General features: G+C 55.2%; 14 protein-coding genes. 2 read left to right on the top strand and 12 right to left on the bottom strand.

Annotated features, from left to right (window positions below; all coding sequences use genetic code 11):
- Positions 1 to 11: 11 nt before the first annotated feature.
- On the top strand, positions 12 to 644 hold the full coding sequence (locus tag ATI45_RS03345) for a CBS domain-containing protein (protein WP_098418271.1): 633 nt from the start codon (positions 12 to 14) through the stop codon (positions 642 to 644).
- Between the two features lie 44 nt (positions 645 to 688).
- Here ATI45_RS03345 and ligA read toward each other — a convergent pair whose 3' ends face one another.
- The 3 genes from ligA to smc all read right to left on the bottom strand — a co-directional run bounded on the left by ligA (position 689) and on the right by smc (position 7,455).
- Positions 689 to 2,722 carry an NAD-dependent DNA ligase LigA gene (ligA, locus tag ATI45_RS03340; RefSeq protein WP_098418270.1) on the bottom strand — a complete coding sequence of 678 codons (2,034 nt, stop codon included), beginning with the start codon at positions 2,720 to 2,722 and terminating at the stop codon, positions 689 to 691.
- Between the two features lies 1 nt (position 2,723).
- A complete protein-coding gene (gene zipA / locus ATI45_RS03335) occupies positions 2,724 to 3,797 on the bottom strand; it encodes a cell division protein ZipA (protein ID WP_098418269.1) in 1,074 nt (357 codons plus the stop codon).
- A 157-nt stretch (positions 3,798 to 3,954) separates the two neighbouring features.
- Complete coding sequence (smc, locus tag ATI45_RS03330) at positions 3,955 to 7,455, bottom strand: chromosome segregation protein SMC (protein ID WP_098418268.1); 3,501 nt, start codon at positions 7,453 to 7,455, stop codon at positions 3,955 to 3,957.
- 254 nt (positions 7,456 to 7,709) lie between these two features.
- Between smc and ATI45_RS03325 the strand changes: the two genes are divergently transcribed.
- On the top strand, positions 7,710 to 8,636 hold the full coding sequence (locus ATI45_RS03325; protein WP_098418267.1) for a GGDEF domain-containing protein: 927 nt from the start codon (positions 7,710 to 7,712) through the stop codon (positions 8,634 to 8,636).
- Positions 8,637 to 8,675: 39 nt separating this feature from the next.
- Here ATI45_RS03325 and rluB read toward each other — a convergent pair whose 3' ends face one another.
- From rluB to ATI45_RS03280, 9 genes are all read right to left on the bottom strand, one after another.
- Positions 8,676 to 9,779: a 23S rRNA pseudouridine(2605) synthase RluB gene (gene rluB / locus ATI45_RS03320; RefSeq protein WP_098418266.1), complete on the bottom strand. Its 1,104-nt coding sequence runs from the start codon at positions 9,777 to 9,779 to the stop codon at positions 8,676 to 8,678.
- Between the two features lie 39 nt (positions 9,780 to 9,818).
- Complete coding sequence (gene scpB, locus ATI45_RS03315; RefSeq protein ID WP_098418265.1) at positions 9,819 to 10,406, bottom strand: SMC-Scp complex subunit ScpB; 588 nt, start codon at positions 10,404 to 10,406, stop codon at positions 9,819 to 9,821.
- Between the two features lie 27 nt (positions 10,407 to 10,433).
- Positions 10,434 to 11,267, bottom strand: a complete 834-nt coding sequence (locus ATI45_RS03310; protein ID WP_098418264.1) for a segregation and condensation protein A — start codon at positions 11,265 to 11,267, stop codon at positions 10,434 to 10,436.
- Between the two features lies 1 nt (position 11,268).
- Entirely contained in the window at positions 11,269 to 12,483 is a 1,215-nt protein-coding gene (locus ATI45_RS03305) for a tryptophan--tRNA ligase (RefSeq protein ID WP_098418263.1), read from the bottom strand.
- 123 nt (positions 12,484 to 12,606) lie between these two features.
- A complete protein-coding gene (gene sucD / locus ATI45_RS03300) occupies positions 12,607 to 13,479 on the bottom strand; it encodes a succinate--CoA ligase subunit alpha (protein WP_007351963.1) in 873 nt (290 codons plus the stop codon).
- Positions 13,479 to 14,645: an ADP-forming succinate--CoA ligase subunit beta gene (sucC, locus tag ATI45_RS03295; RefSeq protein ID WP_098418262.1), complete on the bottom strand. Its 1,167-nt coding sequence runs from the start codon at positions 14,643 to 14,645 to the stop codon at positions 13,479 to 13,481. Before sucC ends, sucD begins: the two co-directional genes overlap by 1 nt.
- A 200-nt stretch (positions 14,646 to 14,845) precedes the next feature.
- Positions 14,846 to 16,285: a dihydrolipoyl dehydrogenase gene (gene lpdA / locus ATI45_RS03290; RefSeq protein WP_098418261.1), complete on the bottom strand. Its 1,440-nt coding sequence runs from the start codon at positions 16,283 to 16,285 to the stop codon at positions 14,846 to 14,848.
- A gap of 36 nt (positions 16,286 to 16,321) precedes the next feature.
- On the bottom strand, positions 16,322 to 17,554 hold the full coding sequence (gene odhB, locus ATI45_RS03285; RefSeq protein ID WP_098418260.1) for a 2-oxoglutarate dehydrogenase complex dihydrolipoyllysine-residue succinyltransferase: 1,233 nt from the start codon (positions 17,552 to 17,554) through the stop codon (positions 16,322 to 16,324).
- A 65-nt stretch (positions 17,555 to 17,619) separates the two neighbouring features.
- Positions 17,620 to 20,457: a 2-oxoglutarate dehydrogenase E1 component gene (locus ATI45_RS03280; protein ID WP_098418259.1), complete on the bottom strand. Its 2,838-nt coding sequence runs from the start codon at positions 20,455 to 20,457 to the stop codon at positions 17,620 to 17,622.
- Positions 20,458 to 20,580: the final 123 nt, after the last annotated feature.

Genomic DNA, 20,580 nt, shown 5'->3' with positions numbered 1-20,580 from the left:
GGGAAACGCCCATGTCTATCCACGTTAGTGAACCAGGCCGGCCAATAGGAACGCGCCTGCCAGAAATATTTCGCAATCGCCGAGTGGGAGACGTGAGCGAGGTGGCCGAAAGCGCAAAAATAAACCCGGAGTACAGCGAAACAACGGACGCAGAATTCCAGGCCGGGGTGCAGGCTGGCAAACGTAAAGCCCAGCAGTATGGCCGCAGTACCGCCGGCGAACCTATAGAGCATCGCGCCTACTTGCCGGTGTCGACTATATGTGTGTCGGGCGTAGCGTCGGTACTGGCAACAGCCACTCTAGCGGAGGCACTGGTCGCCATGGAGGAGAACCAAACTCGCCACTTAGCGGTTACGGTGGGCAACAACATCATTGCAGGCATGGTCGACGAACTCTGGCTGTTGGCTTGGGCCAACGAGTTCCCGGGCAAGGCTGCAGATCAAAGCCTGGCAACTATCGAGCTGCCGGCATTCTTAACCGCTTTTCCGGAAACCGATGCACATCAGCTAGCGCGACTGATGCTGGCACACCAGCTGGATGCAGCCCTGATTATTGATACCGCTGGCGAGCCAATGGGTATCGTTACCAGCATCGACTATCTGCGTCTTTATGCCGATTCAGGCAGTTACCAAGCTGACGTCTGACGGCCAGTAGCAACAACCCTGTCATTTGATGCGATCAAGCGCAATCAGACCTCTAAGCCATGCCCGCGCAGCAGGTCTAGTAGACCCTGCTCACTCAAAACCTCAACGCCTAACTGCTGTGCTTTGGTCAGTTTGGAGCCCGCCGCTTCACCGGCCACCACGCACGCCGTCTTTTTCGACACGCTGCCGGCCACTTTTGCACCCAAACCTTCCAGTTTTTGTTTTGCCTGGTCGCGGGTCACCTGCTCCATAGTGCCGGTCAGTACCCAGGTTTGACCATGCAGAGGCATACTGGCCGCGGTAATTTCCTGGGTTTGCCAGATGACGCCGGCCTGCTTCAAATTCTGCAGAATTTCCTGATTATGAGGCTGCTCAAAAAAACTGTGTAGGTGCCCGGCCACAATGGGCCCAACGTCGGACACCGCTTGCAGGGCGTTTTCATCGGCTTCGGCAATCGCCTCCAGATTGCCAAAGTAGCCGGCAAGGCCTTTGGCTGTAGCCTCGCCCACCTCGCGAATACCCAGGGCGTAGAGAAACCGCCACAACAACGGCTGGCGGGAGGCGTCAATGGCAGCAATCAAATTACTGGCAGACTTGTCGCCCATGCGCTCCAGCCCGATTAGGTCTGCTTTGCGCAGCCGATACAGATCGGCAATGGTTTCAACTTTTTCGCTGTCCACCAGAATGTCCACCCACTTGTCACCCAGGCCTTCTATGTCGAGGGCTTTACGTGAGGCGTAATGGCGGATGGCTTCTTTGCGCTGGGCCGGGCAAAACAGACCACCAGAACAACGGGCAATCACTTCGCCTTCAATCTGTACAACGTCTGAACCGCACGCCGGGCATTGCGCCGGAAGCTCTATTACCCCGGCATCGGCGGGCCGTTTATCCTGAACCACTTTGACCACTTTCGGGATAACGTCACCGGCGCGGCGGATAAACACGGTGTCGCCGATGTGCAAATCCAACCGCCGCACTTCGTCCATATTGTGCAAGGTTGCGTTGGATACCGTAACACCACCGACAAACACCGGCTTCAAGCGCGCCACGGGCGTAATAGCGCCAGTGCGGCCGACCTGAAATTCCACGCTTTCAACCACCGTCAACTCTTCCTGAGCCGGAAACTTTTGCGCAATCGCCCAGCGCGGCGCGCGGCTGACAAAGCCTAACTGCTGCTGAAGATCCAGACGATTTACCTTGAACACAATGCCGTCTATTTCATAAGGCAGGCTGTCGCGTTTGGCCATCAATGCCTCGTAGGCCTCAAGGCACTGATCGGCCCCGCTGGCGAGAGACATTTCAGGGTTAATGCGAAAGCCCCACTCGCTGACCTGCTGCAAACCTTCCCAGTGTGTGGGCGGCAGCGCTGACTCGTCAGTAACCGCTACGCTGTAAGCGCACATCTCCAAGGGGCGCCTGGCGGTCACGCTGGATTTTTTCTGGCGCAGACTGCCGGCTGCGGCGTTACGGGGATTTACGAAGGTTTTCTCACCGCGCCCGGCCAGTCGCTGGTTCAGCCGGTCGAAACCGGCGCGGGGCATGTACACCTCGCCTCTCACCTCTACGGTTTGTGGCAAATCTCCGCCCCGCAGGGTAAGAGGCACAGACGCAATGGTGCGTATGTTGGCAGTAATGTCTTCACCTGTGTAACCGTCGCCGCGGGTAGCAGCTTGGACCAGCTCGCCGTTCTGATAATGCAGACTGACCGCCAGGCCGTCGAGCTTGGGTTCGCACACGTATTCAATAGCGCTCTGTGCATCTAACCGCTCGCGCACACGGCGGTCGAAATCCCGCAACTCGTCGGCGCTGAAGGCGTTATCCAAAGACAACATGGGGATACGGTGGGTCACTTCCGCAAAGCTGGTTTCTACCGCGGAGCCTACACGCTGGGTCGGCGACGTTGCCGTCGCCAGTTCCGGATGTTCGGCTTCTAGGGCCTGCAATTCACGAAACAACCGATCGTATTCGGTGTCGGGCACTTGTGGATCATCGAGCACGTAATAATGATGGTTGTGATCGGTAATGGTTGTACGCAGCTGGTCAACCCGGTCGCGCACGCTGGTGCTGACTGAGCTCATGTTAATCCCGTTTTGAATGTTGCTTGCGCTCGAATTCGCGGATGCGCTGGCGGCAGTGCTCGGCGGTCTGTGATGTCATCACACTGCGGCGTTCGTCTTTCAGTTCACCTCCAAGATTACGCACGACAGCTTGCGCTGTTTCGTACATAAAGTTGAACGCCTGCAGGGCATTCTCCGGCCCTGGCAGGCTCATAAAAAAGCTGATGCCAGGCGTACTCAGAGCCGCAATCTCTGCGGGCCTGAAGGTGCCAGGCTCAACCGCGCTGGCTACGCTGAACTGCACAGGGCTTGTGGTATCGGTGGTTTCGTGGCGATGGTAGATGTCCATATCACCGTATAGCAGGCCACAAGCTTCCAGCAGCCGCTGCAGAGCCGGGCCTTGAAACTCCTCACCGGTGCGGGCCAGTACGTTGATGACAATCACTTCTTTGGCAGGAGGGCGGTTAGCACCCGGCAAAGGCTGAGACGGGTCGCGGGGCAAAGGCGCTGGTTTGGGTTTGGGCTTAGGCTCGGCCTTCGCAATGACAGGTGGGTCTTCGTCTTCATCGGCGTAGCGGGTATCAGGATAATCACTTTCAAGGCTATTGGTGCTGTCTACGTCTGCGCTGAAAGGCTCGGGTTCCCATTGATCGTGCAAGCCACTCAGCGGCGCTTCGGTAAATTCGCTGCTGTCGCGATCTGCTTCGGTGCTATCAGCTTCGGTGCTATCAGCAGCGGTAACAAACGCCGAATGAGTTTTGGCTGTTGCCTCTGTTGCAGGTTCAGAGCTTTTGTTGCGGCCAGCGGCAATCACCGGCCGAGTTGGTTTTTGCACCTGGCGCGATGTCCGTGATCTTTTCTTGGACGTGCGATCCTGGCCTAGCTCGTCGCGGGAAATGGTTCGAGCACCACCTGATGGCAGTTCCGGGTTGAAATGCTCGTCCAGCGGCGAATCCCGCAGGTTGTCAGCGCCCATGCCGGAGGAAATAGCCGACGACTCTTTGCGCGCGCGGCGCATGCGCCGAATGCCATCAATGACAATACCAATAATAACCAGGGTACCGATGGCGATTAGCCACTCCCTAAGTGGTGACATAGTGCTGCTGTCCTGTTTGCGGATCGAAGAATGTTGTTGCTATCAAAACCGGTACTGGTAAATTTAATGCTATCAAAGTGGGTACTATAAAAATTGAACCCGCGTAATACAACGCATAACCCCGGCTTATGGCCGGATTGTCATACTCGCGGCCCAATCAAGCCTCGGCCAGCGCGGCAGCGGCCTCTACGTCTACTGTAACAAGTCGCGAGCAACCCGGCTCGTGCATGGTCACACCCATCAACTGATCAGCCTGCTCCATGGCGATTTTATTGTGCGTAATGTAAATAAACTGCACCTGCTTTGACATCTCTTTCACCAAATTCACGTAACGGCCCACATTGGCATCATCAAGCGGAGCGTCCACTTCGTCCAGCATGCAAAAAGGCGCCGGATTAAGCTTAAATATTGCGAACACCAGGGCGATGGCGGTCAGCGCTTTCTCACCCCCGGATAACAGGTGAATGGTGCTATTTTTCTTGCCCGGGGGCCGCGCCATGATGGTAACACCGGTTTCCAGCAAATCCTCGCCTGTTAGCTCCAGGCTGGCGTGTCCGCCGCCAAAAACTTTGGGGAACAAGCCCTGCAGACCTTCATTAACCCGGTCAAAGGTCTCTTTAAAGCGCTGACGGGTTTCGCGATCGATCTTGCGAATGGCGCCATCCAGGATTTCCAGCGCTTCGGTCAGGTCTTCGTGTTGGCTGTCGAGATAGGTTTTACGCTCGCTCTGCACCTGAAACTCGTCAATAGCCGCCAGGTTAATGGCGCCCAAACGTTGTATCCGACCGGCGATCTTTTCCAGTTCCTCAGTCCATTCCTGCTCATTGGCAGAATCGTCCAGCTGTTCGAGCACAGCGCGCAAAGTGATGTTCAACTCGCTCAGCTGCTCCAAATGGTTACCCGCGCGAATCTCCAGCGCCTGACATTCCATTTTCAGTGTTTCCAGCGTGGCGCGCACCTGCTGGATCTGTTGCTCGGTGCCGCTGCGGCCCTGATCGGCCTCGCGCACCCGACGGTCCAGATTTTCTAGACCCTCACGGGCCTCGGATAGCGTGCCTTCTTCGGCAAGCCGACGCTCTAGCAAGCCCTCCAGCTCTAGTTGAAGGTCTTCTAAAGGTTCTTCCGCCTGCTCGCGAGACTGCCGCAACAGCTCCAGGCGCTCATCCACTCTTTGCTGTTGCAGATGCGCGCGACTGATGGTCTGTCGCAAGCCGTCGCGCTGGCTGTTCAGGCTTTGCAGCGTAAGCTGCAATTGGTGAGCCTGGTCGCGCTCATGGCGGGCCTGCTGGCGCAGCTGATCGAGTTTCTCGCGCAGTCCGTCACGTTGCGCCAGCAACTGCTCTTTGTGTTCGTCGTGTTCCTCTGTTGCCTCTAGCCCCTGCTGCCATTCTTCCCGCGCGCACTCCAGCTCCTGATGCTGGTGCTCACGATCCAACTCTAGCTCTGCGGCGTCAGCGTCAATCTGATTCAAACGCTGGGTTATCTGCTCGCTCCGGGCTTGCAGGGCACCAAGCTGAGCGGCAATGGTGCCCAGGTGCTGATCTGCCTCGGTCAGTTCGCGGCGGGCTTGCTCGCGCTTCTGTTCTGTTCGTTCCAGCGCCTGACTTGCATCCACGCTGTTGGTTTCTGCCAGATCGAGCCTTCGCTGCGCCAGCTCTAGCTGTGCTTCCAAGCTCAGTACGGTTTTTTGACGCTCGATCACCCCGGTCTGGCTGGCATCGGCTGCCGGCATTAATACCCAGTGGCGGCCCATCCATACCCCTTGCGGCGTTATCACACTCTGTCCGTGTTGCAGCTGGCGCTGCTGTTGCTGCGCTTGCTGAAGGCTGTCTGCCACCAGAATATTCGCCAACGCATCAATAATAGCCGCATTACCGCGCACCCTGGCGGCCAGGCTAGTGGCACCTGGCAACTCCGCCGGTGCAGCATCGGCAGACAACAGAGCAGCACCGGCGGGAGCGTCGTCAAGCAGCGCCAGTTGTGCTGAGAGCTGAGGTAACACCAAGCTCTGGGACAGGCGACCAAGCACCTGTTCGGTTGCAAATTCCCAACCTTCATCAATATCCAGAGCAGCTGCAAGCCGTGGTGTTTGTGTCAGCTGGTGTTGGTCCAGCCAGTGTTGCAGCGCACCGTTGTTATGGCCTAGCTGCTCTGCCAGTAGTTGCTGCTGGGACTCAAGCGTGGCTTCCAGGCGTTGAACCTGCTGGCGCTGCTGATTTTGATGCTGCTCGGCCTGCTGCTGCTGTGAACGCAGTTGTTGCAACTGCTGTTGGCTATCTTCAATAATTTGCTGCGCGCCTTCGCGCTTCAGGCTAACCCTAGCCTGCAGTTCGCGCTGCTCACCCAGTGTTTCGTGATCCAACTGCTGCTGCAGAGTTTGGCGCTCCTGCTGCAGCCGTTGATCCCGTAGCCGCAGTTGCTCTATGGCGGTGTCCAGGGCGCGGATGCTCGATTGTGCCAAATCGGCCTGGCGGTGCGCGTCTGCCGAACGAGCGCTGAAATCGTCCCAGCGTTGCTGCCAGTCGGCCATGGCGTGTTCGGCGTTATGGAGCTGCTCACCAGAGGTTTCTGCCCGCAGGCTTAACTCTTCCTGCTCTGGCTCAAGCATGGCCAGTTCTTCTTCAAACGCTGCAAGTTTGTCGTTGTCTTGCTCCAGCTCACTGGCCAGCTCGCGTTCGCTGGCCAGTGCCTGATCAACTTCCAGACTGGCCTGGCGGCTGCGGTCGCGGCTATTCTGCAAACTTTGTTCAAGCCGCGCGACATCTGCCCCAGCTTCGTAATAGCGCGCTTGGGTACGGTTAAACTGCTCATTGCGCTGCTGATGTTCTGTGCGCAAACTTTCGAGCTCGGTATCCAGTCGAATACGCCCGGTCAGGTGCTTTTCCAGTTGCAATTCGGTATCACGAATACGCCCATGCCAGGATTGCAGCTCGGTGTTTAAGTGTTGCCAGCGCAACACGGTAAGTTCGGCTTTTTTGCAACGCTCATTTTGCTTGAAGGTTTTGTACTTTTCAGCGGCAACCGCTTGCTGCTCCAGGTGCTGAAGTTGCCGGCCGAGCTCGGCGCGTACATCGCTCAGGCGCTCAAGATTTTCTTGGGTGCGGCGAATGCGGTTTTCGGTTTCACGGCGGCGCTCCTTGTACTTGGATATGCCCGCCGCTTCCTCTATATAAATCCTGAGTTCCTCAGGCTTGGCTTCAATCAACCGGGAAATCATGCCCTGCTCAATGATGGCGTAGCTGCGCGGCCCAAGGCCTGTACCAAGAAACAGATCGGTAATATCGCGGCGGCGGCACTTGGTGCCATTAAGGAAGTAATCAGATTGGCTCTGGCGGGAAACCCGGCGGCGCACAGAAATTTCACTGTATTGGGCGAATTCACCCGGTGCCGAACCATTGTGATTGTCGAACACCAGCTCAATCGCGGCCTGACCCACTGGTTTGCGCGCGCTCGATCCGTTGAATATCACATCAGTCATGGACTCGCCGCGCAGATACTTGGCTGAACTTTCACCCAAGACCCATCGCACAGCATCTATGATGTTGGATTTGCCACAGCCGTTTGGCCCCACAACCGCTGTCATATTTGACGGAAATGCTACCGTGGTCGCGTCCACAAACGACTTGAACCCTGACAACTTTATGGATTTCAACCGCATAGACTATGAAGCTCGAATTATGATGACATCGCTGGATAAGACTTCAGCTTAACACACCGGAACCCACCAAGGTGCGCCTGCCGATTTTTTGACAAAAATCCAATAATAGCCTTAAAACTAAAAGGGAACTCCAAAAATAATTCTCAAAATACTGATTTATATACATTTTATAAAACAGGCATAATACCTGCACTTACCTTGTCAGCTACCCAGTGTGCAAACTGCCACCTAACGACAGAGTGAGTTGAGCCACCGTGAAACACATATCGCCTTTCCCACTTACAGCGCCACAGCAACAAAAACTGGCAGAGCTGCGCCAAAGTTTTGAGGAATGGAACAGTGAACCGGGTATTCTCAACCGCTTGGTACGCCGACTTTCAGCCACCCTGAAGCTGGACGCACAGCTGACCATGCTGGCAGAAGAAATGGTGCAGGTTGTTCATTTTGATGCCTTTCAATACCGCCACCAGATGGCGCGCCAAGAGTTTGTGTTTACCACTGGCATGGGTGGCCCTCACCGCTGCGAGTACCGTCTGAATCTGGAGGACGAGAATTTTGGCACCTTGTCGCTGCATCGGCATAAGCGCTTCAGTAACGATGAGTTGCAAGCCGTTGAGATGCTGATTGGCGCGGCAATATGCTCGCTGCGCAACGCTTGTCGGTTCAGTGCTATGGAGCAGGCATCGTTGACCGACTCACTGACCGGGATTGGCAACAAACGCGCCATGGAAGAAGCCTTGCAAAAAGCCCAGCTACTAACCGGCCGTCACAACGAGACTTACTCGCTGATCCTGTGCGACCTCGATCACTTCAAAGCGGTAAACGACAACTGTGGGCATGTGGTAGGCGACCTTGTGCTAAGGCGCGTGACAGAAGCGCTGGCATCTGCCGTGCGCAGCTCCGACAGCGTGTACCGGTTTGGCGGCGAAGAATTTGCGGTGCTGTTGCCCCATACCGATCAGTATTCTGCAGTAGATGTCGCCGAGCGCGTTCGATCAGCCATTGCAGCCTTACAAATTGATTGCGGAGAGCATTCAGTGGCGGTGACTACCAGCTGTGGCGTTGCACTTCACCGCGCTGGCGAAGGCTCAGGGCAATGGCTAGCGCGCGCAGACGAAGCTCTTTATCGCGCTAAAGACCAAGGCCGCAATTGCACGCGCGTGTTTGCCACCATCAGCTGATGGCACCCTCCGTTGTTTAACGCCAGCCCTACCCGGCTATTAACCGCGGGTTTTATCGGTACGGGCTTTGCCGCCACTGCGCTGAGGTTTAGAGTCTGCAACCGCCCACTTGCGAGCGCCCTGTCCCGCTTTTGAACCGGGGGAGCCTGCCGCACGATTGCTGCGATTGGTTACCGGAGCTGCCTTTCTTTGTTGGCGCGCCTGCGCCGCCGCTTCATCCGGTGTCTGTTGCGGAACTGCCATTTTAGCCAAGCCAACCGTGCGGCTCAGCAAATCCACGGCTTTCTGATCCAACTCTTCCCATTTCCCCACGGTTAATCTGCTGGGCAAAAATATTGAGCCGTAACGAACACGTTTCAGGCGGCTGACGCGCACGCCTTGCGATTCCCAAAGGCGCCTCACTTCACGGTTGCGCCCTTCCAACAAAGTCACGTGGAACCACCGGTTCATGCCGGTGCCGCCGGCGGCGGAAATGTCGCTAAATTTAGCCTCGCCGTCTTCCAGGGTGACGCCGGTGCGCAGGCGCTCAATCATGGCGTCGTCTACTTCGCCAAATATACGCACCGCGTATTCCCGATCAATCTGGCTAGAAGGATGCATAAGCCGGTTAGCCAGCTCGCCATCGGTGGTGAACATCACCAGACCAGTGGTGTTCAAATCCAGCCGGCCAATAGAAATCCAGCGATGTTCACGCAATCGCGGCAGCCGGTCGAACACGGTTGGGCGCCCTTCCGGGTCTTTGCGAGTGGTTACTTCGCCTTCCGGCTTGTTGTAAATCAGCACTCGGCGCAAAACCTCGGCAGCGGCAGCAACGTCCAAGCGCTTGCCGTCGAGTTCAAAAACATCGCTCACCGTGGCTTTCTGGCCTGGAGTAACGGGTTTGCCATTGACCAATAGGCGACCCGCGTCCATCCAGCCTTCAATTTCGCGCCGCGATCCAACACCGGCACGTGCCAGCAGCTTCTGAATTCGCTCAGGACCGCCTACTGGCACAGTCGCCAGCACCTCTGGCGCAGGCTTGCCTGGCTTCGCCGCTTTTGCCGATGATTTCGCTGGGTTACGGCGATTAGCGCTCGGCTTGTTCGCATTCGATGCTGATTTGGCTGCCGGCTTGCCGGTAGTCCAGGGGCGTTCTGACGCCATGGGTTAATCCTTAAATAACGGACCGATGCAGGGCCTGCATCAGTGAAATGGTGTTTGTTCGATTTTCTGCTCAATTTCGCGCCCGATCGCGTCCAAATCCCGACTATCAGACAAGGGCGGCAACTGGTCCAGGCTTATTAGATTAAAGTAGTCAAGAAATTGTCGGGTGGTGGCATACATAGCCGGCCGGCCCGGTACTTCCCGATGACCTACAATTCGGACCCACTCTCGCTCAACCAACGTACGAATGATATTGCTGCTTACCGCAACGCCGCGAATATCTTCAATTTCACCACGGGTAATAGGCTGGCGGTAGCCGATCAATGCGAGTGTTTCCAACAGCGCCCGCGAATAACGCGGTGGTTTTTCTTCAAACAGCCGAGCCACCCAAGGAGCAAAAGATTCACGCACCTGAAGGCGGTAACCGCTGGCAACTTTTTTCAGCTCAAAACCACGACCACAGCAAAGTTGCTCTAATTCCACCAGCGCCTGCTCCACTGCCTTATGGGTTGGCCGCTCGGTTTCGTCAAACACTTCTCTGAGCTGCTGCACCGTTAACGACTTGCCCGCTGTCAGCAGAACCGCTTCGATAATCCCTGTAATGGGTAAGGCAGCATCACTCATCATAATTCGTTGCACCAGTATTCAGGGTTTTCAGACCGCAACCCGCGCCCGCAAATGAATGGGGCCAAACGGATCAGCCTGAACCAACTCAACCAGCTGCTCTTTTACCAGCTCTAACATTGCCAAAAAACTGACAACAACCCCCAGACGCCCTTCGTCCGGCAGGAACAGGCTTTCGAAACGAATAAAACCGCCTTGTTGCAGCCGAGCCAGAATCGCCGACATGCGCTCACGGGTCGACAGCTTCTCTCGCTCAACGTGGTGGCTGCTAAACATGTCTGCACGCTTGAGCACGGTTTCCAATGCCAGTAAAATCTCCGCCATAGCCACCCCAGGATGGCTGCGTACCGAGGGAAGCTTTGGCATACCGGCATCGGCAACAAAGATATCCCGCTCCTGGCGCGGCATCTTATCTATGTCTTCTGCCGCTTTTTTAAAACGCTCGTACTGCTGCAAACGGCGAATCAGTTCTGCCCGTGGGTCGTCTTCTTCGTCTTCTTCAATCTGCTGCCGCGGTAACAGCATCCGGGACTTGATTTCGGCCAGCGTGGCCGCCATCACCAGATACTCCGCCGCAAGCTCAAATCGCATGGACTCTACAACGGCAATGTATTCCATATACTGGCGCGTAATGGCACTGACGTCGACTTCCAGAATGTTCATATTCTGACGCCGAATCAGGTACAACAACAAATCCAGGGGGCCTTCAAACGCGTCCAAAAAAACCGCCAGAGCGTCTGGCGGGATATAAAGATCCAGCGGTAACTGCGCCAGCGGTTTTCCCGCTATTAGAGCGAGATGCGGCGGCTTTACGCCCTCTGGCTTTGCTGCCGGGGCTGCCGGGGCTGCCGGGCCAGTAAGCACTTCAACGATAGCTCAGGCCCATGGCAGACCGCACTTCGTCCAGGGTGTCGCGAGCTGCGTCGCGAGCGCGTTCGCGACCTTCCTCCAGAATGGAACGAATCAGATCCGGATTGCCTTCGTACTCGGCCGCACGTTCGTGCAATGGCCGCTGCTCTTCCACAATGGAATCAATCAGCGGTTTTTTGCAGTCCAGGCAGCCGATGCCGGCGCTGCGACAGCCAATTTCCACCCAACTGCGGGTGTCGGCATCGGAATAAACCTTGTGCATGGCATACACCGGGCATTTTTCCGGCTCGCCCGGGTCGGTTCTACGCACCCGCGCCGGATCAGTCTGCATGGTGCGCACTTTCGCCGCTACGCTGTCCGGCGCCTCCCGCAGGCCAATGTAATTGTTGTAGGATTTGGACATTTTCTGCCCGTCCAACCCTGGCAGTTTTGATTCAGGCGTCAACAATGGCTGAGGCTCTGGCAAAATCACTTTACCGCCGCCTTCAATGTAACCATAAAGGCGTTCGCGATCGCCCAAGGAAATATTCTGCTGTTCTTTCAAAAGGGCACGGGCCGTTTCCAGCGAATCCAGATCGCCCTCTTCCTGATAGCGTTTCTTCAGGTTGCGATAGAGTTTGGCGTTTTTCTTGCCCATTTTCACGATGGCCGCCTCGGCCTGGTCTTCGAAGCCAGGCTCACGGCCATAAAGATGATTGAAGCGACGTGCGATTTCACGGGTGATTTCAACGTGGGAAACCTGATCGGCACCCACCGGTACACGCCCTGCCCGATACATCAGAATGTCGGCCGACTGGAGCAGTGGATACCCCAAAAACCCGTAGGTAGCGAGATCTTTCTCGCGCAGCTTTTCCTGCTGGTCTTTGTAGGTCGGAATGCGTTCAAGCCAACCCAAAGGCGTGATCATCGACAGAAGAAGGTGCAACTCGGCATGCTCAGGCACCTGGGACTGAATAAACATCGTGGATGAACCCGGGTTAACCCCGGCAGCCAGCCAGTCAATAACCATGTCCGACACACTTTGTTCTATGTTAGACGGATCGTCGTACTGCGTGGTCAGCGCATGCCAATCGGCAACAAAGAAGAAGCACTCGAATTCATGCTGGAGTTTCACCCAGTTTTTAAGCACACCGTGGTAGTGGCCAAGGTGAAGCTTGCCGGTCGGACGCATGCCCGACAATATCCGTTGCTGGGAATCTACAGAACTCAAAGCAAGAACTCCTTTTGATGAAATACAAGTGGCGCCATATTACGCCAGGCGACCCGGCATTATAAGCAAAAAACCCCCGCCCTGCAGAACAGAAACGGGGGTTTTTAAAAATGACCGCGGGTTTTACCAGCCGGTCACTTCTTTCAGAGCCTTACCAATGTCGGCCAGGCTGCGCACGGTTTTTACACCGGCGTCGTTCAGAGCGGCAAACTTCTCGTCTGCGGTGCCCTTGCCACCAGAGATAATGGCACCGGCGTGGCCCATACGCTTACCTGGGGGCGCTGTCACACCGGCAATGTAAGAAACCACCGGCTTGGTAACGTGCTCTTTGATGTAAGCTGCGGCTTCTTCTTCCGCGGTGCCACCAATTTCGCCGATCATCACAATCGCTTCAGTCTGCGGATCTTCTTGCAGCAGCTTGAGGATGTCGATGAAGTTGGAGCCCGGAATCGGATCGCCGCCGATGCCAACGCAGGTAGACTGGCCGTAGCCAAAATCTGTGGTCTGCTTGACGGCTTCGTAGGTCAAAGTGCCAGAGCGCGACACAATACCGACTTTACCCGGCTTGTGAATGTGGCCCGGCATGATGCCGATCTTGCACTCGCCCGGAGTGATAACGCCCGGGCAGTTGGGCCCGATCATACGTACGCCTTTGCGATCAACGTACTCTTTGGCGTACAGCATATCGATGGTAGGAATACCTTCGGTGATGCACACAATCAGCTCGATGCCGGCATCTGCCGCTTCAATGATGGCATCTTTACAAAACGGAGCCGGAACGTAGATCACGGTCGCGTGTGCACCGGTCTTTTCTACAGCTTCACGTACGGTGTTGAACACCGGCAGGCCCAAGTGCTCGGTGCCGCCTTTGCCTGGGCTTACGCCACCGACCATATTGGTGCCGTATTCAATAGCCTGCTGGGAGTGGAATGTACCCTGGGAACCGGTAAAGCCCTGGCAGATTACTTTGGTGTCTTTATTGATCAGAATGCTCATTATTTGCCTCCCGCGACTTTAACGACTTGTTCTGCGGCATCGGCCAGGCTGCTGGCGGCGATGATGTTCAAACCGCTTTCTGCCAGCACCTTGGAACCCAATTCAGCGTTGTTGCCCTCAAGGCGAACAACTACAGGCACTTTTACGCCGACTTCTTTAACCGCGCCAATGATGCCTTCAGCAATCATGTCGCAACGTACAATACCGCCGAAGATATTTACCAGTACGGCTTGCACGGCATCGTCAGACAGGATGATTTTGAACGCTTCGGTTACGCGCTCTTTGGTAGCACCGCCGCCAACGTCCAGGAAGTTAGCCGGGCGTCCGCCAGCCAGCTTGATGATGTCCATGGTACCCATGGCCAGACCAGCACCGTTAACCATGCAGCCGATGTTGCCATCCAGCGCTACGTAGTTCAATTCCCAGGCTGCAGCTTCGGCTTCACGGGAATCTTCCTGTGACGGGTCGCGCATAGCCTGAAGCTTCTTCTGACGGTACAGAGCGTTGCCATCCACGCCAATTTTGGCATCTAGGCAATGCAGGTCACCGGCCGGAGTGATAACCAGCGGGTTGATTTCCAACAGCGCCAGATCGTAGTCTTCAAACAACTTCGCCAAGCCCATGAAAATCTTGGTGAATTGGCCGATCTGCTTGCCTTCGAGGCCCAGTTTGAATGCCAGTTCGCGGCCCTGGTAAGGCTGTGCGCCTACCAGCGGATCGATTTCGGCCTTCAGGATTTTTTCCGGAGTTTCTTCCGCAACCGTTTCAATTTCAACACCACCTTCGGTGGAAGCCATGAACACGATACGACGGGTACCACGGTCTACAACCGCGCCCAGATACAGTTCTTGGTCGATGTCAGTCAGTGATTCAACCAAAATTTTGCTAACCGGCTGGCCGTGCTCGTCGGTCTGGAAAGTAACCAGCTTCTTGCCCAGCCACTGCTCGGCAAAGGCACGAATGTCGTCGGTATTTTTAACCAGCTTTACACCGCCGGCTTTACCGCGGCCACCGGCGTGAACCTGAGCTTTGACAACCCAGCTGTTACCGCCAATCTTTTCTGCAGCTGCTACTGCTTCATCCGGGGTATCACAGGCAATGCCCTGTGATACAGGCAAGCCATATTCAGCGAAAAGCTGCTTGCCCTGATATTCGTGCAAATTCATAGTTTATGTCCTGCTTTTTGATGAAGGATAAACACCTGTGGGATAAACCCGCTAGCGACAAATCCATCTTGATGGACCCTGATAACACCGGCCCAACGATTGCGTCTACGGAAACCAGAGTCGTTAAAACCAGAGCTTCTAAAACAAGAGTCTCTAAAAGTCATGGGGCGCCCTACGGCGCCCCATGACTTTCTGGCTTACTATTTCTTCTTGCGACGATTGGCAACGTGAATTGCACCACCGTTAACTGCAAGAGCTGCCTCGTGCACCGACTCAGACAAAGTCGGGTGAGCAAAACAGGTCAACGCAAGATCTTCTGCGCTGGAACCGAACTCCATGGCGATAACGCCCTGGGCCACGATTTCAGACGCCGCTGGGCCTAACACATGAAAGCCCAGAATGCGGTCGGTTTTCTCGTCCGCAATAATCTTCACCATGCCCACCGCCGAATTGGCAGCCATGGCGCGCCCGTTTGCCGCAAACGGGAAGGTCCCAACTTTATAGGCTGCACCGTCAGCCTTGAGCTGCTCTTCGGTCTTACCAACCCACGCGACTTCCGGAGCGGTGTAAATGACATTGGGAATGCAGTCATAGTTGACCTGTGGTTTATGGCCGGCAATGCGTTCAGCAACCATAACGCCTTCTTCAGAAGCTTTATGGGCCAGCATCGGGCCGCGCACCAAGTCACCAATCGCCCAAACGCCCGGGGCGTCGGTTTTACAGTGATCGTCCACGGATACGAAACCGCGCTCGTCCATGTTCACACCGGAGTCTGCTGCCAGCAGGTTGTCCGCATAGGGGCGACGGCCAACAGCCACAATCAGCTTATCGACCATCAGCTCCTGCTTGCCCTTGCTGTCTTCGTAACTTACGTAGACCAGCTTGCGCTTGACCTCGGCACCCGTTACACGGCCGCCCATTACAATATTCAGACCTTGCTTCTGGAACTCTTTCAACGTGGCCTTGGCAATCTGCTGGTCTACCCCTGGCAAGAACGTATCCTGGGCTTCCAACAGGGTCACTTCAGAACCCAGGCGGGCCCAAACGCTGCCCAGCTCCAAACCGATAATGCCGGCACCAATCACACCCAATCGCTTGGGCACTTCGGTAAATTCCAGAGCGCCTTCAGAGTCGGTGATATAACCTTCGGTTTTTGGCGCTGGCGGAATCTCAATCGGACGAGAGCCTGTCGCCAAAATAACGTTATCGGCTTCATAGGTCTTGGTCTTGCCGTCGTTATCAGTCACTTCCACCTGCCGGCTTGCCAGCAGCTTGCCGTAACCATAAATCGAGGTAACACCGTTTGACTTGAACAGGCCCGCGATGCCGCTGGTCAGCTGCTTAACAATGCCGCTCTTACGCTCCATCAATTTACCGATGTCCATAGTGACATCGTTGGCGATGATGCCCTGATCGGCGAAACCATGTTTTGCTTCTTCGTACTTGTGAGAAATCTCCAGCAGTGCCTTGGACGGAATACAACCTACGTTAAGGCAGGTTCCACCCAACACCTGCTTGCCTTCGTCAGAAGACCAGCTTTCTACACAGGCGACGTTCAGGCCCAGTTGCGCGGCCTTGATTGCAGCCACATAACCACCGGGGCCGGCGCCAATTACGATTACATCAAACTTGTCAGCCATAGTTAATCCTGTATTCCGATTCGATAAGTGGAGTGCCTATACGTCCAGCAGGATACGCGCGGGATCTTCCAGCATATCCTTGATGGCAACCAGGAACTGCACTGCTTCCTTGCCGTCAATCATGCGGTGGTCATAAGACAGCGCGAGGTACATCATGGGCTGTATCACCACCTGACCATTCACCGCCATCGGACGTGGCTGGATCTTATGCATACCCAGAATCGCCGTTTGTGGCGGGTTCAGAATAGGCGTCGACAACAGGGAACCAAAGGTGCCGCCGTTGGTAATGGTGAAGGTACCGCCGGTCATTTCATCAATGCCCAGTTTGCCCGTTTTAGCCTTGGTACCGTACTCGACAATTTTCTTCTCAACGTCGGCAAGGCTCATTGCGTCAGCGTCACGTAATACCGGAACCACCAAACCGCGCTCGGTGGATACCGCCACACCGATGTCCTGGTAGCCATGGTAAACCATGTCGTTGCCGTCTATGGACGCATTCACCGCAGGGAAGCGCTTCAGGGCTTCGGTCGCGGCTTTGGTAAAGAAAGACATAAAGCCCAACTTAATACCGTGACGCTTTTCGAAGCTTTCTTTATATTGCTTGCGCAGTTCCATGATCGGCCCCATGTTCACCTCGTTAAAGGTGGTCAACATAGCAGCGCTCTGTTGTGCATTGACCAGGCGCTTCGCAATGCTGGCGCGCAGGCGAGTCATGGGAACGCGTTTTTCAATACGCTCACCGGCACTGATCTCGGCTACAGGCGCAGCGGCAGGCTTGGCAGCCGAAGAGCCACCAGAAGACTTGGCGTTATCAATGTGGCTCTGAACGTCTTCTTTAGAAATCCGACCGTCTTTCCCAGTGCCTTTCAATGCACTTGGCTCAACGTTGTTCTCGTCGGCCAGCTTGCGCGCAGCCGGGCTCAGAATCGCATCTGATGACGACGCCGCTTCGCCGCCCTGATCTTTGCTTTCGGCTTTTTCTTTGCTTTCAGCCGCGTCTTTACTGTCGGAGCCCTTGGACTTGCCAGCAGCGCCTGCTTTGAATCTTCCGATCACTTCACCGCTCTCTACGGTGTCGCCTTCGTTTTTCAAGATTTCTTCGATGACACCGTCAGCCAGTGCAACAACTTCCAGCACCACTTTGTCGGTTTCAATATCAACGATCAGCTCATCGCGCGCGCAGGCTTCACCCGGCTGCTTGTGCCAGGTCGCGACAGTACCTTCTGCGACCGACTCCGGGAATACGGGGGCTTTAATCTCTGTAGACATTACGGTTCCTTTGTTCGATAGCTCGGAAGTTCGATAGCTCGCAAGTTTGATGGCTCGGTAGCTTGTCAGACTTCAAATGCGTCGTTAACCAGTTTTTTCTGCTGTTCGATGTGCACAGACATGTGGCCGGCCGCGGGTGCAGCCGAGGCATCACGACCCGCATATTCGAGGTGCAGTTTAGGGTTCAGCCGTTGCAGCGCGTTGCGCATATGGTGCTGGCTGCTATACCAGGCGCCCTGGTTCATCGGTTCTTCCTGGCACCAGACAGCGTGCTTAAGCTTGCTGAATCCCGCCAGTAATTCGTCCAGATCTTCACCCGGGAACGGATACAGCTGCTCTATACGGATAATGGCCGTGTCGTTACGCTCGTCGGCCTTCTTCTTCTCCAGCAATTCATAGTAGACCTTACCGCTGCAAAGAATAACCCGAGTGATTTTTTTCGCATCAGACGGTTCTTTTTCCGGCAGCACGGTCTGGAATGTACCTGAAGTCAGGTCGTCCAGGCTGGAAATAGCTTCTTTATGGCGCAACAGGCTCTTTGGCGTAATTGCAATCAATGGCTTACGAACCGGGCGTTTCACCTGTCGGCGCAGCATGTGGAACACCTGCGACGGCGTTGTGGGTACGCACACCTGGATGTTCTGTTCCGCACTCAGCTGCAGGAAGCGCTCAATGCGCGCCGAGCTATGCTCTGGGCCCTGACCTTCATAACCATGGGGCAACAACATGGTAAGACCACACAGACGGCCCCACTTGTGCTCACCGCTGGTCAGGAACTGATCGATTACCACCTGGGCACCATTGGCAAAGTCGCCAAACTGCGCTTCCCAGACAACCAGCGCGCTAGGCGATGTGGTCGCATAGCCGTATTCGAAGGCCAGTGCAGCCTCTTCGGATAGCAGAGAATCGTAAAGCTCGAACTTGGGCTGATCGTCTGACAGATGGGTCAGCGCAATGTGCGTAGAGCCATCTTTCTGGTTATGCAATACGGCGTGACGGTGGGAGAAAGTACCACGGCCCACATCCTGCCCCGTTATACGAATCGGATAGCCTTCGTTTAACAAGGTTGCATAAGCCATGATCTCGCCGTAACCCCAGTTAAGAGGCAAGGCGCCGGCCGTCATTTTGTCACGATCCTTCACGATTTTAGACACTTGACGCTGGATACTGAAACCTTCGGGCACTTCACTCAGTTTTTTGCCCAGTTTTTGAATGGTCTTCAGCGGCACGCTAGACTTGCATTTGGCTGTCCACTCGTGTCCCAGATACGGAGTCCAGTCAACATGAAGTTTGGCGTTTGGTTCTTTAACCAACGCTTTGACTACGTGCTCACCATTATCAAGAGCCGTGCGGTAATCATTTTCCATCTGCTTGGCGTGGTCTTCGCTCACGACGCCAGCATCAATCAGGCTATCTACATAGATGTTGCGCGTGGTTTTCAGCTTACGAATTTTCTCGTACATCATCGGCTGAGTAGCGGCAGGCTCGTCGGCTTCGTTGTGACCACGACGGCGGTAGCACACCAAGTCAATAACCACGTCGCCTTTAAATTCGGTGCGATAGTCCATTGCCATTCGGGTTACAAACAACACCGCTTCCGGGTCGTCTGCGTTCACGTGCAGAATCGGAGCCTGTACCATTTTGGCGATGTCTGTACAGTATTCCGTAGAACGAGCGTCTTCTTTCTTGCTGGTGGTAAAGCCAACCTGGTTGTTGATCACAATATGTACAGTGCCGCCAGTACCAAAACCGCGGGTCTGTGACATCTGGAAGGTTTCCATCACCACGCCCTGGCCTGCAAACGAAGCATCGCCGTGCATGATAACCGGCAAAACCTGCTTGCCGTCTTTATCTTCGCGGCGGGTTTGGCGAGCGCGAACAGAGCCCACAACCACCGGAGACACAATTTCCAGGTGCGAAGGGTTAAAGGCCAAGGCCAGATGAACCTCACCACTCGGGGTCATCACGTTGGATGAGAAGCCTTGGTGATACTTAACGTCACCGGAACCCGAGTCCGCCAGTTTTTTGCCTTCGAACTCGTCAAAGATTTCTGTCGGATTTTTACCCAGAATATTGACCAACACGTTCAGACGGCCACGGTGAGCCATTCCCAGAACGATTTCTTTGGTGCCACCGGAACCGGCACGCTGAATAATTTCGTCAAGGCAGGGAATCAGGCTTTCTGCGCCTTCAAGGCCGAAGCGCTTAACGCCGGGGTAGCGTGAACCCAGGTATTTTTCCAGGCCCTCGGCGGCGGTGAGGCGCTCCAGCAAATGAATACGGGTGTCGGCCTCAAAACCGGGATTGGAGCGAATCGGCTCCATACGTTGCTGGAACCAGCGCTTGATGCGAGTGTCGACGATGTGCATGTATTCTGCACCAATACTCTCGCAATAAGTCTGTTGCAGGCCTTTTATGATGTCGCCTAACTTCATCGTTTCAGAACCGAAACTCAGCGAGCCAGTCTGGAACTCGATATCGTTATCGGCGTTGTAAAGCTCGTGAAAAGCCGGGTCAAGATCTTCAACCAGTTCACGCGGTTTAACATTCAGCGGGTCCAGCTTCGCATGCTGGTGACCCCGAAAGCGGTATGCGTTAATTAATTGAAGTACGTGTGTCTGCTTTTTGTCCGCATCAGGTACGGCACCTGCTGGCGCAGCGTTGCCGGCCAGAAAACGCTGATTGCGGGAGATATGCTTAAACTGTTCACGAATTGCGGAATGGGCAATGTCTTTGCCCTGATAACCATCGACGCTGGGAAGTTTGTCGAAGTAGCTACGCCACTCTTCAGGGACAGCGTTAGGGTCTGAAAGATAGGTTTCAAAAAGCTGTTCAACGTAGGCAAGATTACCTCCCTGTAGATGGGAAGTTTGCCACAACTGCTCCATGATGCTTTCGTGCATTTTGAATAGCTCACCTTGGGCTGGTACGGGAAGCCGTAATGGTCGGCCAGTGCCTCATGCCAGTCAATACGGGTTTTTACGCTGTCGACTTTGGCCGCCACATCCGGAACGGATGCCTGCTTT

The organism is Marinobacter sp. LV10MA510-1 (assembly GCF_002563885.1).
Lineage (GTDB): Bacteria > Pseudomonadota > Gammaproteobacteria > Pseudomonadales > Oleiphilaceae > Marinobacter.
Note: the sequence above shows the minus strand (reverse complement) of the source record. Positions and strands in the feature narration are given on the sequence as shown.